General features: G+C 62.1%; 13 protein-coding genes and 1 pseudogene. 3 read left to right on the top strand and 11 right to left on the bottom strand.

Annotated features, from left to right (window positions below):
• On the bottom strand, nt 1–211 hold a 211-nt coding region (locus tag E4K09_RS20055; RefSeq protein ID WP_134499491.1), incomplete at its 3' end, for a hypothetical protein.
• 316 nt (nt 212–527) lie between these two features.
• Between E4K09_RS20055 and E4K09_RS20050 the strand changes: the two genes are divergently transcribed.
• Entirely contained in the window at nt 528–827 is a 300-nt protein-coding gene (locus E4K09_RS20050; protein ID WP_134499490.1) for a monooxygenase, read from the top strand.
• 92 nt (nt 828–919) lie between these two features.
• Nucleotides 920–1639, top strand: a complete 720-nt coding sequence (locus E4K09_RS20045; protein ID WP_134499489.1) for a Crp/Fnr family transcriptional regulator — start codon at nt 920–922, stop codon at nt 1637–1639.
• A 73-nt stretch (nt 1640–1712) separates the two neighbouring features.
• Here the strand turns inward: E4K09_RS20045 and E4K09_RS20040 are convergent, their stop codons facing one another.
• On the bottom strand, nt 1713–3551 hold the full coding sequence (locus E4K09_RS20040) for a S1C family serine protease (protein WP_134499488.1): 1839 nt from the start codon (nt 3549–3551) through the stop codon (nt 1713–1715).
• Nucleotides 3552–3753: 202 nt separating this feature from the next.
• Here E4K09_RS20040 and E4K09_RS20035 point away from each other — a divergent pair, with 202 nt between their 5' ends.
• A complete protein-coding gene (locus E4K09_RS20035) occupies nt 3754–4326 on the top strand; it encodes a L,D-transpeptidase (protein WP_134499487.1) in 573 nt (190 codons plus the stop codon).
• A gap of 55 nt (nt 4327–4381) precedes the next feature.
• On the opposite strand, the gene E4K09_RS20030 is transcribed toward E4K09_RS20035, so the two are convergent.
• The 9 genes and pseudogenes from E4K09_RS20030 to E4K09_RS30395 all read right to left on the bottom strand — a co-directional run.
• A complete protein-coding gene (locus tag E4K09_RS20030; RefSeq protein WP_204985768.1) occupies nt 4382–5491 on the bottom strand; it encodes a synaptic vesicle VAT-1 family membrane protein in 1110 nt (369 codons plus the stop codon).
• 94 nt (nt 5492–5585) lie between these two features.
• Complete coding sequence (locus tag E4K09_RS20025) at nt 5586–6506, bottom strand: MBL fold metallo-hydrolase (protein WP_134499486.1); 921 nt, start codon at nt 6504–6506, stop codon at nt 5586–5588.
• Nucleotides 6507–6637: 131 nt separating this feature from the next.
• A complete protein-coding gene (locus E4K09_RS20020) occupies nt 6638–7300 on the bottom strand; it encodes a peroxiredoxin (RefSeq protein ID WP_134499485.1) in 663 nt (220 codons plus the stop codon).
• 741 nt (nt 7301–8041) lie between these two features.
• Nucleotides 8042–8320, bottom strand: a complete 279-nt coding sequence (locus E4K09_RS20015) for a formate dehydrogenase subunit delta (RefSeq protein WP_134499484.1) — start codon at nt 8318–8320, stop codon at nt 8042–8044.
• Between the two features lie 138 nt (nt 8321–8458).
• Nucleotides 8459–11296: a formate dehydrogenase subunit alpha gene (gene fdhF, locus E4K09_RS20010; RefSeq protein WP_134499483.1), complete on the bottom strand. Its 2838-nt coding sequence runs from the start codon at nt 11294–11296 to the stop codon at nt 8459–8461.
• A 13-nt stretch (nt 11297–11309) separates the two neighbouring features.
• Complete coding sequence (locus E4K09_RS20005) at nt 11310–12866, bottom strand: formate dehydrogenase beta subunit (protein ID WP_134499482.1); 1557 nt, start codon at nt 12864–12866, stop codon at nt 11310–11312.
• Nucleotides 12863–13339 carry a formate dehydrogenase subunit gamma gene (locus E4K09_RS20000; protein WP_134499481.1) on the bottom strand — a complete coding sequence of 159 codons (477 nt, stop codon included), beginning with the start codon at nt 13337–13339 and terminating at the stop codon, nt 12863–12865. The genes E4K09_RS20005 and E4K09_RS20000 overlap by 4 nt, the downstream gene beginning before the upstream one ends.
• A gap of 205 nt (nt 13340–13544) precedes the next feature.
• Nucleotides 13545–14123 carry an S-(hydroxymethyl)glutathione synthase gene (gene gfa / locus E4K09_RS19995; protein WP_134499480.1) on the bottom strand — a complete coding sequence of 193 codons (579 nt, stop codon included), beginning with the start codon at nt 14121–14123 and terminating at the stop codon, nt 13545–13547.
• A 180-nt stretch (nt 14124–14303) separates the two neighbouring features.
• Nucleotides 14304–14445, bottom strand: a pseudogene (locus E4K09_RS30395) (S-formylglutathione hydrolase); the annotation flags it as partial.

Below are 14445 nucleotides of genomic sequence, written 5' to 3'. Positions count from 1 at the left end.
GCAGGGTATCGCCGCCGATGACGCTCTGCTGCACCTGAGCCGCCCGCCAGAGGTCCTCGCGCACGAAGCGCATCTCCTCGCCGCCCTTGGCCGCCACGATCGCGCCCACGGTGGGAGCCTGCCGGGGAACCGGTGCCTGGGCATGCGCTGCCCCCAGGCCCAGCGCCAGGGCGCTCGTCCCGGCCAAGAGCCAAGAATAGCAATGGTACATAGCAGATGATCGCCGATGCCGACTGATAACGTTTCGTGAAAAGTGACTATAGCCTAGCTTAGTGCCCTTACGGAAGCCTGCCTTAAGTCGATCTGACACCAACTGCTTTGCGTCAGAACTATTGAGCCGAGCCTGGTCGGGGACAGTACCGCCGTCACCGCCGGCTCTCCCGATCGCCCGATGATCTTCGGTGCCTCTTTGCGGATGTCACAGCCGTCCGGGTGTCTTTCCACACTTCTCCTGGGAAAGTTGTCGTTCATGGTACGGCAGGATCCAAACCGGGATGGCATCCATCCATGCGATCAAGGAGCTGACAATGATCACGGCTATTGTGCGCTTTCCCCTACCCCACGGTCTTTCACCGGAGGATGTGAAGATGGCCTATGAACACTCCGCTCCTCTGTTTCGCGGGGCGCCAGGGCTCGTCCGCAAGTACTACCTGCACGGGGCGGATCAGACCGGGGGCGGCGTGTACCTCTGGGAAAGCCGGGACGCCGCCGAGAACATGTACTCCGACGCATGGCGCCAGGGGATTGCCGAGCGCTTCGGCACCCCTCCGAAGATCGAGTATTTCGATACGCCCCTCATCATCGATAACGGCACGGGAAACGAATGATCGCAACTGCCCGCTGGTGTTAATCTAAGTTGTATTGGTCGCCCGAAACCGTCGATATCGCGTTGCCGTCGTCATAGGATCCCAAGGCTGTCATGCCGTTCTCAGCCTCAAAAGTCCACCATCACAGGAATCGGCTTCTGGCTGCCTTGGAGCCTGAGGATCTCGCCTATCTTGAGCCGTACCTGGAGATCGTGTTCCTGCCGAAAGGCACGATCCTCTACGAAGCCGGTGACCCGATCCGCTATACCTATTTCCCGCATGACGCCATCGTGGGCCTGATCAACATCATGGAGGAGGGCCAGTTCGTCGAGGTGGCGTCCTTCGGGCGGGAGGGCCTGTTCGGCCTGATCAGCGCCATTGTCTCACGGGAGGCCTTCGGGCGCTACAAGGTGCTCGTCCCCGGCACCGCCTCCCGGATCAGCCTCGACAGGATGCAGGACGCCCTGCGGACCCGTCCGAAGGTGCAGCGGCTCGTGCTCAGCTACAGCGAGGCCATGCTGGCCCAGACGTTCCAGACGGTCTCCTGCAACGCGATCCATACAGTGGAGGCCCGCTGCTGCAACTGGATCCTGAGCACGCGGGATCGGATCGACGAGAATATCCTGCCCCTGACGCATGCCGATCTGGCCGAGTTGCTCGGGGTACAGCGCTCCACGGTCAGCACCGTGCTTCGCACGTTTCAGATGCAGGGCCTGATCACCCAGCAGCGTGGGGGGATCATCATCGCGGATCGTGCCGGTCTCGAGGAAATGACCTGCGAGTGCTATGGCAGGATCCGCCGGACCTTCGCTCGCCTCCTGCCGATGCCCTGACATCCGCTTGAGAAGCGCTGGGCGCCCGGCACCGGGTCCCGCGGCCGGAAAGAAGGGCGGGATCCGCGTGCCGTCAATCACATTTGACGAGCGTGCTGATGCTGTTGCCGGTCTCGGCGAGATCGGGAGGCGAAAGACGCATCGTCTTCGCGGTCGCCCGGATCTCGATCCTGGCGCTCTCCAAGAAGGTCGCAAGGGCTCCCGCCTTGATCGCGAAATTCACGTTCTGGGGAACATCGCCGATCGCGACGACGGCTGTCAGTGCATTGAGCTTTGCGGTCACCACGCCGACGACATTGCCGTTCTCGTCCAGCAGCGGCCCACCGCTGTTTCCCGGCTGGACGGGAGTCGAGATCTGGAGGAATCGCGTATCGTCCCCAATGCCCGCCAAGGCCGTCACGTTGCCGAGGGTGAAATTGCCCGAGCTCGCCAGGACGCTGTTGAGGGGATATCCGAAGGCTGCGACGGCCTCACCCAGGCGAACGCCCGCTCGGACGGCGGCCACCTTGTCCGTCATGTGGTCGACCTTCAGCAGCGCGAGATCGTTGGTGGTGTCGCGCTCCAGAATCCTCGCAGGAAGGGGCGAGCCGTCAGCGGGCTTGATCTGGACATTCGCGCAGCCCTCGACAACGTGGTTGTTCGTCACGAGATGCCCCTCCCGCGTGACGAAGAAGCCCGTCCCTGACGAGGACGAGCGCTTCTCCTCTTTCAGCACGGGGGCCGGCGCGACGGTCTCGGGGCGCGCAGCGGGCCCGCTCTTCAGGATGTATCCCTCCTCTTCGAGATGCTTGCGCAAGGCCACGGGAAACGCGATGGTGCGCTCCTTCCCGTCGGGACAGGACCCATCCACTTTCGCGACCGTGCATTCCGTCAGTGGCCAATCGGCGGAACGGTCGTACAGGGGCAGCATCCGGTTCCAGGCATCGTCGAACTCGCCGAGGATGGACTTCGTCGCCACCCAGGCGGCCAGGAACCCGTTGGACCGCCACAGGCTCGGCTCCCGGCCGGCGAGATACTCCATCCGGAACAGTTCCTGGCGCATGTAGGTCCGGAAACTCGGATGCGCCGTCACATCCACGATGCGATCGCCCGACAGCTTCGCGATGCTCTCGGGCGCCCATGACATCGAATACGGCGCAAAGGCGTAGAGGAAGCTCTGATCGACGCTGAGCAGCTCGGCGGCACCGTCGCCGTCGATATCGTCGAAGGTGTAGCCTCCATCGCCGTCAATCGTCTTGCCCTGGACGACACGCCACTCCGTTCCGACTTTCGTGGCGATTATCGTCACGGTGCAGCAATGCGCGCCGCCCCAGAAGGACGAGAAAACAATCTGCGGTTCGGGCGTGGCCGGATCGAGGCGCACGACCGCAATCTCGGCGTTCGGCACCTCGTTCGAGCTTTCCTCAAGACGGGCCGTGAAGGCGAGGCGACCGTTCGCGTGGCCGGACAGGACCGGGAACCGCCCTCCCCCGGGATCGCTCGTGAGACTCGAGACGTTGAGCACCAGTTCGCCGGAACGCAGGGTGACCTGCCTGGATCCGTCAAATTTGGCCTGAGTGACGGGCTTGAAGGTCGAGGGCCGCCAAACCTCTGCAACATATCCCTGCCCTTTGGTGATGATCGTATCCTCGGGGATCTCGCCCGACCGGACCAGGGCTTCCTTGTACGCCCGCGGGCTCGTAATCCGCTCAGGGCCGGCGACGATGGCGTACCACCCGTTCGCTGCCTGCATGACCCTCACGGTTGGAAAGCGCCAGCGGTAGGCGTGAGCGACGCCGATTGCCTCGTCGAGGCTCTGTCGGCTCGCCAGCGCGATCCAGCGGGCATCGCCCGACAATGTATAGGAGTTCGCCAGGGCCGATGAACCGAGCGCGCACATGCTGATGGTCGCGGCAATAAAGACAGTACGCATCGAGAACCCCCATGGCCGCCACTCAGCCAATCCCTTGCAGAACTGTCAACTCGGAACAAAGATAACGAAGCACGTGGCAAACCCGGTTGGCGGGAAGTGTCATCCGGCGGCAGACGATCGTGCATGGAACCTTAACCGTTCCTGGCCGCTATCCTGGAAACACCCCTGGTTGGGGACCTGGAACACCCTGGAGGCAAAGTCGATGCGGGAATGGATCTTGTCCACCTGCCTCTTCATCGGAGCCGTTGTCCCGTCCGTTCCCACGGCGAGCGCCGAAGTGTCCATCGTGGTCAACAAGACAACTCAGCGGATGACCGTGTCGGTTGATCGTGTGGAACGCCATTCCTGGCCTGTTTCAACAGGGATGATCGACTACTCCACTCCCACGGGGGTATTCACACCGTCGCGCCTGTCCAGGGCGCACTATTCCAGGGAGTGGGACAACGCGCCGATGCCGCACTCGATCTTCTTCACGGATGCCGGGCATGCGATCCATGGCAGCCGAGCCACGGGCCGCTTGGGCTCCCCGGCGTCGCATGGCTGCATCCGGCTGTCGCCGGGCAATGCCCGCATTCTCTTTGATCTCGTGCAGGCCGAAGGAATCGGCAACACCACAATCGAAATCGCCGGAGTCGATCCCATCGGGATGGCTGTTGCCCATGGGAACGGCGCCCCAGGCGATTACAGCCGCTTGACCAGTTTCGATCCGCTCACCACCGGGATCATGGCGGGCAATTCCGAGACCCGACGGCAGGCGGTTCGAAAGCAGCCATAGACATCCTCCCGGCATCGCTGGATCTTCGGGCTGTTTCAGCGACTTGGCCACAGGTTCAGTCCCCGCGCGCAGGAACGCCGGCCATGCAGGGAGGCGGGAGCGTCCGCAGGATCAGCTTGCCCGTCGTCTTGCCCGACTCCAGGGCTCGATGGGCATGCGCCACATCCGCAAGAGCAAATGAACGGACTTTCGGCACGGCGATCCCTCCTGCCTGCACCCAGGTGATCAGGTCGTTGACGGCAGGGTGCAGAAGGTCAGCCCGATCGAACAGAAACGACAGGTTGAACGCCACCACGCCCTTGTTCTCGGTGGTCATCGACAGGGGATTGAACCGTGGCATTGTCACGAGGCCGACGGCGGCTTTGAGGAAATTGATGCGACCCCCGCGCTTGGGCAGCAATGTGTGAAAACCATAGACCAGCAGCTTGCCCGTTGCCTTGAGATGGGCGTAGCTCTGTGCCAATGTTTCCGGGCCATTCGCGTCGAAGACCAGATCATACCCGCCGGGACAAAGCCGCCGGGCCTCGTCCCAGAGAGACTGACGCGATTTGTCGATGACGGCATCGGCTCCGAGCTGGCGCACATATTCAACCTTGTGGTCCGATCCCACCACGCCGGTCACCTGCAGATCATGCAACTTGCACAATTGAACGAGGGCCGAGCCCACGCCGCCTCCTGCGGAATGCACGAGCACGCTCATGCCGGGGCGGATCACCACGTTCTGCAGAAGGCCATGATAGGCCGTGAGGTGGACGGCGAGGAAACCTGCGGCAGCCTCGAAGTCCAATGCATCGGGCTTGGGCCAGACAAGATCCGCAGGGGCGCAGACATGCGTGGAATAGCCATTGAAGAACGTCAGGCCGAAGACCGGATCCCCTGGCTTCAGGTGTCGGACCTCCCGGCCGACCTCTGCCACCCGGCCGGCGTACTCGAAGCCCGGCGTGATCGGCCAGCCGACAAAGCGGCGCGCGGACTCATACACGCCCCAGCGCACGCAGACATCAGCATAGTTCACCCCCGCAGCCTCGGTGCGGATCAGAACCTGCCGATCGCTGGGGATCGGGACCGTATGGGTTTCGAGTGTCAGTCGCTCGTAGCCGCCGGGTTTGTGGATGACCACCTTGCGCATCAACTCGGACGGTCCACCGCCGAAATGACCTGCCATGATGAAGGCTCGAAAATCGTGTGCGCAGAATGCTGAACGTCAACGGTCCCGGGCTCGGACGACCATCCGATCCCGGGCCTCACAGCGGCTGGCCCTAGTCCCAAACAGACGTGGGCAGGGCGCCGATCGGAATTTTGAGATAGCAGGTGCCATTGCTCTCCGGATCGGGCAGGCGTCCGCCCGCCATGTTCACCTGGAGAGCATGGAGGATCAGCTTCGGCATCGGCAATTGCGCATCACGGGCTTGGCGCAGGGCCACGAACTCGTCCTCGGTGCGGGCTTGCACGAGGTGAACATTTCGAGTCTTCTGATCGGCGACGGTGCTCTCCCAGGCCGGCGCCCGACCGCCCGGCATGTAGTCGTGGCCCGAGAACAATCGGGTGTCGCCGGGCAGGCTGAGAATGCCCTGGATCGTGCGCCAGAGAGCCCGTGCGTCCCCACCTGGAAAATCGCACCGCGCCGTGCCGAAATCGGGCATGAGCAGCGTGTCGTGAATGAAGGCGGCATCGCCGACGACATAGGTGACGGACGCAAGGGTATGGCCTGGGGAGAAGAGAACCCGCGCGTCCATTTCACCGATCCGGAACACATCCCCGTCGGCGAACAGCCGATCCCATTGCGAGCCATCAGCCTGGAAGCCGTCTCGATGATAGATCCGCTTCCAGAGACGCTGGACGTCGACGACCCGTTCGCCGATGGCCGTTTTCGCGCCGGTTCTGTCCTTCAGGTAACCGGCAGCGGAGAAATGATCCGCGTGGGGATGGGTGTCAAGGATCCACTCCACCGTGAGCCCATGCCCGTCCACGAAGGCAAGAAGTGCATCGGCGGATCTGGTCGCAACGGATCCGGACTTCTCGTCATAGTCGAGGACTGGGTCGATGAGCGCGCAACGGTGAGTCGCCGGGTCAGAGACCACATACTGTACGCTGCAGGTGCGCCTCTCGAAGAATGCATCGACTTGCGGAAGGCCGATGGCATCGGTGGCAGCAGACGGATTCACGACTACTGTACTCATCGCTTCTGCTCCCTGTGTTGCGCGTCACGGACGTCGGAAATGCTCTAGACCGAAAGCTGTTCTGTCTGCGCTTGACCCATCCTCAACCCGGCAAAGGCAGCCGGCGCCGGCAGAGCGGGAGACGATCGGTTTCAGGTCCGCGGCTGCGGCACGATACGAATGTACGGCTTTGGCGCTTTCCAGCCCTGCGGGTAGATCTTTCTCGCCTCCTCGTCCGAGACCGAGCCCGCGATGATCACGTCCTCACCCTGCTTCCAGTTGACGGGCGTCGCGACCTTGTGGCCAGCCGTCAACTGGAGCGAGTCGATGACACGCAGCACTTCGTCGAAATTGCGGCCCGTCGTCATGGGATAGACGAGCACGAGCTTGACCTTCTTGTCAGGCCCGATGACGAACACGTTGCGGACCGTTTGGTTATCCGCCGGCGTCCTGCCCTCCGATGTGCCATCTGTGCTCGCGGGCAGCATGCCGTAGAGCTTGGAGATGGCAAGGTCAGGATCGCCGATCATCGGATAATTGGGCGCTGCGCCCTGCGTCTCCCGGATGTCCTCGGCCCAGCGGGCATGGTTGTCGACGGGATCAACGCTCAGCCCGATGATCTTCACGTTGCGGCGATCGAACTCCGGCTTGATCCGCGCCATGTAGCCCAGTTCGGTGGTGCAGACGGGAGTAAAATCCTTGGGATGAGAGAATAATACGCACCAGGAATCGCCGATCCAGTCGTGGAAGCGAATAACCCCTTGTGTCGTGTCCGCCTCGAAATCCGGTGCAACGTCGCCGATCTGGAGTGGCATGAAAACCTCCTGTCATGAGAATGCCCCCGTGTCCAAAAGAGAAATTACGCTTGGAAGGGATCAGGGGGAAGCCGCACGATCTGGAGGACCATCTCCCAAAAGGGGTAAAGGCAGTCGGCGCCAACCTGATGAAGCATCAATGGAGTATTCATAAAGGATAAAGTCGCTCCGCACCGTCCGTTGCGCACGTGCCGGCATCTGATGCCAGGCTCGGCCAGAGCGCCCTGGAACGGCATCGACTGCACGTGTTCGATGGTCTCGCCGATAAGCGGACGTTCTTCCTCCTGCTGCATTATTAAGCGCTCACGCGGGCCGGAACCATGCGGCTCCTCGGATCAGCCGAGTCTTACGAGATCGACACAAAAGAGGCTCCCGGAAAGGAGCCTCAGTCGGGGAGGACCAATGTCCCCAGCCGAAGACGATTCTGAGCCTTCCGCTTGCACCGGTCAATCCAAGAATTCACCTCTTTCAACACACCTGTTGGGCGGCATCAGCACACAAACGATGCTTCGCTATCTCGCTAGAGCATTTTTCGGCGAAGTGGGTCCGGGTCGCCAGCAAAATACGGCACACCCAAGAAGAGAGATGATTCCACGCACGTGGAAACAGCTCTAGAAGCCGCACCTGACGCAGCACGGTCGAGATGGCTTGGGAACAGGTATTCCTTTCGGAGGCTGCTGCCGACGCAATCAAGCCTGTCCCACTTGCATGGCTCGAGCGACCGCGCGAAGACGGGAAGGATCACCCGGCGTCACTGCCAAGCTGGCCTACGGTTCCAGGGCCGGCAATCTCCTTTTCGATTGGACTTCTCCCCGTTTGCAGGTTCGACATCGCCTTGACGACGAGCGGATCGAGGCCTTGGCCGCTATGGCCCGCATGCTCCAGGAGCGTCCTGCGCATGCCTGGAGTCCAATATGCGACAAGGTGATCGTGAATTCCTTTAAGGGCTTGATCTTCCGGATAGGAGCGGAAAAACGCTGCAATCTGGTTGGCCATTCGAACGAGCTTCTCGGTGCTCATGCCACATCATCCTGTCCGTGAACCGCGCGGGTGTGCTCATTCTGCATCTGCTTGCTCCCGAGCCTGAAGGTGCGCCTTGACATCGTCGATCCCATAGGACCCGCACCTGATAATGCCTCCAACCACCACAGGCGTTGCTTATTCAGCGGCATTGGCACTGATACGTTTCAGCTCCTGATCTTCGGCGAAGAACCGGGCCTGCCAATCGGAGGGCCGGTTGGTGCGGCGCACCTGCACGGCCGTGACCTTGTACTCCGGACAGTTCGTCGCCCAGTCGGAGTAGTCGGTCGTGATCACATTGGCGCCGGTCTTGGCGTGATGGAAGGTCGTGTAGACCACACCCGGCTGCATGCGCTCGCTGATCAGGGCCCTCAGGGCGATGTCGCCGGAGCGGCTCTCCAGGGAGACGAGGTCGCCGTCGAGAATGCCGCGGCTTTCAGCGTCGAACGGATGGATTTCGAGAACATCCTCCTCATGCCAGCGGCTGTTTTCGGTGCGCCGTGTCTGTGCCCCGACATTGTACTGCGAGAGAATGCGACCCGTGGTGAGGATCAATGGGAAGCGCGGTCCCGTGCGTTCCTCGGTCGGCACGAACTCCGTGATCATGAACTTGCCCTTGCCGCGCACGAACCGATCCACATGCATCATCGGAGTGCCCTGCGGCGCGGCCTCGTTGCACGGCCACTGGATGGAGCCGAGCTGGTCCAGCTTCTCGTAGGACACACCGGCGAAAGACGGCGTGAGACGGGCGATCTCGTCCATGATTTCGCTGGGGTGCGAATAGCTCATCGGGAAGCCGAGCGCATTTGAGAGCGCGACGGTGACCTCCCAATCCGCGAGCCCCCCGAGCGGAGACATCACCTTGCGCACGCGGTTGATGCGCCGTTCCGCGTTGGTGAAGGTTCCGTCCTTCTCGAGGAAGGAGGAGCCCGGCAGGAAGACATGGGCATATTTGGCGGTCTCGTTCAGGAAAATGTCCTGAATGACAACGCATTCCATGGCTTTCAGGCCGGCCGTCACATGCTGCGTGTCCGGGTCGGATTGAGCGATGTCCTCACCCTGGATGTAGAGACCTTTGAACGTGCCGGCCACCGCCTCGTCCAGCATGTTGGGAATGCGAAGACCCGGCTCGCTCTGCAGCGGTACGCCCCAGAGAGTCTCGAACATGTTTCGGGTGGCATCATCGGAGACGTGCCGGTAGCCGGAGAACTCGTGCGGGAACGAACCCATATCGCAGGAGCCCTGCACGTTGTTCTGCCCGCGCAAGGGGTTCACCCCCGCGCCGGCCTTGCCGATGTTGCCGGTCGCCATGGCGAGATTGGCCATGCCCATGACCATGGTCGAGCCCTGGCTGTGCTCGGTGACGCCCAGACCATAATAGATCGCCGCGTTGCCGCCCGTGGCGTAAAGCCGGGCGGCTCCACGCACATCGGCAGCCGGAACACCAGTCATCGCTTCCACCGCCTCGGGGGAATGGCGCTCCTCGGCGATGAAACGCGCCCAACTTTCGAAATCGCCCAGGTCGCAACGTTCGCGAACGTAATCCTCGTCGATGAGCCCTTCCGTCACGATCACGTGAGCGATGGCGTTGATCATGGCGACGTTCGTGCCGGGCTGCAGGGGCAGATGGTAGTCAGCCTGGATGTGGGGCGACCTCACCAGATCGATCCGCCGGGGGTCGATGATGATCAGCCGCGCGCCCTCGCGAAGCCTCCTCTTCATGCGTGAGGCAAAGACAGGGTGCCCATCGGTGGGATTGGCCCCGATGACGACGATGACATCCGCCTCGTCGACCGATGCGAAGTCCTGGGTGCCGGCGGAGGTGCCGAGCGTCGTCTTCAGTCCGTAACCTGTGGGCGAATGGCAGACACGGGCGCATGTATCGACATTGTTGTTGCCGAAGGCTGCGCGAACCAGCTTCTGGACCAGGAACGTCTCTTCGTTGGTGCAGCGGGACGACGTGATGCCGCCGATCGAGTCGCGACCGTATTTCGCCTGGATGCGTTCGAACTCGCGCGCGGCGTGGTTCAGCGCCTCGTTCCACGAGACCTCGCGCCATGGATCCGTGATTTTCTCACGGATCATCGGCTTGGTGATGCGGTCCCTGTGCGTGGCATAACCCCAGGCGAACCGGCCCTTGACGCAGGAATGGCCCTCGTTGGCCTTTCCATGCTTGTAGGGCACCATTCGCACGACCGTCGACCCCTTCATTTCGGCCTTGAAGGAGCAGCCGACGCCGCAATAGGCGCAGGTCGTGATGACCGAGTGCTCGGGCTGTCCCAGCGCGATGATGCTGTTCTCGTTCAGGGCCGCCGTCGGGCAGGACTGCACGCAGGCGCCGCAGGACACGCATTCGGAGCCGAAGAAATCGGTCCCGCTCGGCGAGACGCGGGAATCGAAGCCCCTCCCCTGAATGGTCAGGGCGAAGGTGCCCTGCACCTCCTCGCAGGCCCGTACGCAGCGCGAGCAGACGATGCACTTGGAATCCTCGAAGGTGAAATACGGGTTGGAGGTGTCTTGCGGAGCATCGAGGTGGTTCTCGCCCGCATAACCGTAGCGCACCTCGCGCAGCCCCACGGCTCCCGCCATGTCCTGCAGTTCGCAATCGCCATTTGCCGAGCAGGTCAGGCAATCGAGCGGATGATCGGAGATGTAGAGCTCCATCACGCCGCGGCGGAGATCGGCGAGCCGCTCCGTCTGGGTGTGCACGACCATTCCCTCCTCGACCGGCGTCGTGCAGGAGGCCGGCGTTCCACGCCGCCCTTCGATTTCGACAAGGCAGAGACGGCAGGAGCCGAAGGCTTCGAGGGAATCCGTCGCACACAGCTTCGGAATGGCCGTTCCCATTGTCATGGCCGCAGCCATGACGGATGTGCCCGCCGGCACGGTCACCGCCACGCCGTCGATGGTCAGGGACACCGTCTTTCCGATGACAGGGATCGGCGTGCCGTAATCAAGCTCTTGGATCAGGGGCATGGTGCAGGCTCCCTTACTCTGCCGCGGCCTGAATGCGCGGCGGTTTGACGAAATCCTCAGGGAAATGGGTCAGCGCGCTTCTCACCGGCACAGGCGTCAGACCACCCATGGCGCAGAGGGACGCGTCGGTCATGAGAGTGCACAGATCGTCGAGAACCTCGAAGTTCTTCTCGGGTTCGATCCCGGCCATGATCCGGTCCATGACCTCGACTCCACGGACGGCGCCGACACGGCAGGGCGTACACTTGCCGCAGCTCTCGGCCGCGCAGAACTCGAAGGCGAAACGGGCCTGTCGTGAGAGGTCGACATTATCGTCGAACACAACGATGCCGCCGTGACCAAGAAGGCCTTTTTCGGCGGCGAGCGCCTCGTAATCCAGCGGAATATCGAGCATGGAGGCCGGAAAATAGGCGCCGAGCGGACCTCCGACCTGGACCGCCTTCAGGGGGCGCCCCGTGGCGGTTCCGCCCCCGTAATCCTCCACGATCTCGCGCAGGGTCGCCCCGAAAGCGATCTCGATGAGGCCTCCGCGCTTGACGTTGCCGGCGAGCTGGATCGGCAGCGTCCCGCGCGAGCGGCCCATGCCGAAATCGGCATAGGCTCTGGCACCCTTGGCCAGGATCCATGGCACCGTGGCCAGGGACAAAACGTTGTTGACGACCGTGGGCCTGCCGAAAAGTCCCTCGAGGGCCGGCAAGGGTGGCTTTGCCCGAACCATGCCGCGTCGCCCCTCGAGGCTTTCCAGAAGGGAGGTTTCCTCGCCGCAGATATAGGCCCCGGCTCCGAGACGGGTTTCCAGCGTGAAGGCACGGTTCGAGCCCATGATCGACGAGCCCAGGTAGCCTGCCTTTTCGGCGATGCGGATTGCCTCGGACATGGCCCGATAGGCATGGGGGTACTCGGAGCGAATATAGATGAAGCCCCTGGTGGCGCCGACCGCGAGCCCCGCGATGGTCATGCCTTCGATCAGGCAGAACGGATCCCCCTCCATGAGCATGCGGTCGGCAAAGGTGCCGCTGTCGCCCTCGTCCGCATTGCAGACGATGTATTTCTGATCGGCTTCCGCATGGAGCACCGTGTCCCATTTGATGCCTGTCGGAAAGCCGGCCCCACCCCGTCCTCGCAATCCGGAGAGCTTGACCTCATCCACGACGGCCTGCGGCTCCAGGGAGAGCGCGTATCCAAGACCGGCATAACCGCCATGAGCGCGATAATCCTCGATCGAGAGAGGATCGATGATCCCGCAACGGGCGAAGGTGAGCCGCGTCTGGCGGGAAAGATAGGCCTGATCCTCCAGTCGGCCCAGACGAAGGGGATGCGCCGAGCCGGACAGGAAGTCGGCGTCGAACAATCCGACGACGTCAGACGGCCTGATCGGTCCATAGGCAATCCGGCCTTCCGGTGTTTCGACCTCGACCAATGGCTCGAGCCAGAAAAGACCGCGCGATCCCGTCGGGACAACCTCCAACGGCAGGCCTCGGGCGAGGGCCTCCGTGGCGATCATGCTGGCCATGCGGCCAGCTCCGAGTGACAGGGAGGCCGCATCGCGGGAGATGAAGACGCGGGTCATGCTCCCCTCACCTCCTGCACCACGGCCTCGAGCAGCTCCGCATTGAGCCGTCCGATAGGCTCGCCATCGTAGAGCCCGGAGGGCGCGCAGGCGCACAAGCCGAGGCAAAAGACGCCTTCAACCGTCAATGCGCCGTCCGGCGTGGTCTCGCCCCAGGTGATCCCAAGCTGCGTCAGGAGAGCTTCAGCGATCTGAGGACCGTTCATCGCCTGACAAGCCTCGGCCCGGCAGAGCTTGAGCACGTGCTTTCCGGCGGGCTTGCTTCGGAAGTCATGATAGAAGGTAACAGTGCCGTGAATCTCTGCTCTCGACAGATTCAGAGCCGAGGCCAGCAGGGAGAGAGTTTCCTCCGGAACATAGCCGAACTCCTCCTGGAGCGCATGAAGGATCGGCACCGCCGGCCCGTCCAGAGAAGAGTGCGCTGCAATGATCTCGCTCACGCGCTTCAGATCAGCTTGGGAAAGCTGAGGCATTTCCTCACCTAGTCTTAATCCATTTTCCCAAGAGTGAGCGCCTCGGGCCAGTAATGCAACCGAGATCTTTTCCGCCATGCAAACATGAGGATACTTTGTAGCCGAGGAAGCCCTCGCTCAGCGACCGAACGGCGCGTCGCTCTGCCCGCGCAGAAGAACCAACGCTGCAATGCCCCTGAAAGGCAGCGCTGGTAAACGTCAGGGTTTAGGCAGCGGCCGCCTGTCTGGACTTGGCCGTATGACTTGCGATCAAATCCATCAGTTCCGGTGACAGGCAATCGTAAGGCTCCAGACCGAGCTCCCTGAGGCGCGCCCGAATTTGCGGCATCTGCGCCGGATCGGCTCCAGACTCGATGACGGAAGACACGAAAGCGGCAAACCCGGGAGCCGCCCAGCCGTTCTCGGAAGACAGTTCCGTATGAATGAAGTCGAGCCCATAGAAGGGATGATTGCGATTCTCGATGCGCCCGAACATGTGAACGCCGCAAACCCGGCATGCATGGCGTTGGATTGTTGCGCTTTCATCGACGACTTGGAGCTTGTCGGCATTCGCCGTGACGGTTACGTTCTCGCGCGGTACGACAGCGACCATGGCAAACAGCGCGCCCTGCGGCTTCCAGCACTTGGTGCAGCCGCAAAGATGGTTATGGGCGCTATTGCCCTTGATCTCCACGGTGACCGGATTGTCGGCACATTTGCACATGAGTCTGCCGCCAGCGAAATTCGCATCGCCGGGGGTTACGCCATCATCAACAGCTGGATGAATCGAGAGAGATGCAGTCATTGAGCTCTCCTTGTGCAGTATAGGTCTGATCAACAGACGAATACAGTTTATCATGAAGCGCCTCCGCCTGCAGACGAAAAAAAGGTATCGGTGCAAGAGCGAAAGGTTCAGGGAGCCCGCACAACGAACGGGATCAATCTCAGATCTGTCCGATACTTTTGATACGATACGCTTCGGACCTCACGTTTCGCCGAACTTTTCCGCGTGCCAATTGAGGTGGAGGTCGATGAAGGATGCGATGAAGAAGTAGGAATGGTCGTAGCCGTGCTGCCGGCGCAGGGTGAGCGGCTGGCCGGCCTTGGCGCAGGCCTCCTCGAGCAGG

Origin of the sequence: Microvirga pakistanensis, assembly GCF_004458765.1 — a bacterium.
Taxonomy (GTDB): domain Bacteria; phylum Pseudomonadota; class Alphaproteobacteria; order Rhizobiales; family Beijerinckiaceae; genus Microvirga; species Microvirga pakistanensis.
This window is presented reverse-complemented; position numbering and strand designations above follow the sequence as displayed.

Coding starts and splice junctions, on each gene's coding strand:
- E4K09_RS20050 (WP_134499490.1), top strand. CDS start 528: ATGATCACGGCTATTGTGCGCTTTCCCCTACCCCACGGTCTTTCACCG.
- E4K09_RS20045 (WP_134499489.1), top strand. CDS start 920: ATGCCGTTCTCAGCCTCAAAAGTCCACCATCACAGGAATCGGCTTCTG.
- E4K09_RS20040 (WP_134499488.1), bottom strand. CDS start 3,551: ATGCGTACTGTCTTTATTGCCGCGACCATCAGCATGTGCGCGCTCGGT.
- E4K09_RS20035 (WP_134499487.1), top strand. CDS start 3,754: ATGCGGGAATGGATCTTGTCCACCTGCCTCTTCATCGGAGCCGTTGTC.
- E4K09_RS20030 (WP_204985768.1), bottom strand. CDS start 5,491: ATGGCAGGTCATTTCGGCGGTGGACCGTCCGAGTTGATGCGCAAGGTG.
- E4K09_RS20025 (WP_134499486.1), bottom strand. CDS start 6,506: ATGAGTACAGTAGTCGTGAATCCGTCTGCTGCCACCGATGCCATCGGC.
- E4K09_RS20020 (WP_134499485.1), bottom strand. CDS start 7,300: ATGCCACTCCAGATCGGCGACGTTGCACCGGATTTCGAGGCGGACACG.
- E4K09_RS20015 (WP_134499484.1), bottom strand. CDS start 8,320: ATGAGCACCGAGAAGCTCGTTCGAATGGCCAACCAGATTGCAGCGTTT.
- fdhF (WP_134499483.1), bottom strand. CDS start 11,296: ATGCCCCTGATCCAAGAGCTTGATTACGGCACGCCGATCCCTGTCATC.
- E4K09_RS20005 (WP_134499482.1), bottom strand. CDS start 12,866: ATGACCCGCGTCTTCATCTCCCGCGATGCGGCCTCCCTGTCACTCGGA.
- E4K09_RS20000 (WP_134499481.1), bottom strand. CDS start 13,339: ATGCCTCAGCTTTCCCAAGCTGATCTGAAGCGCGTGAGCGAGATCATT.
- gfa (WP_134499480.1), bottom strand. CDS start 14,123: ATGACTGCATCTCTCTCGATTCATCCAGCTGTTGATGATGGCGTAACC.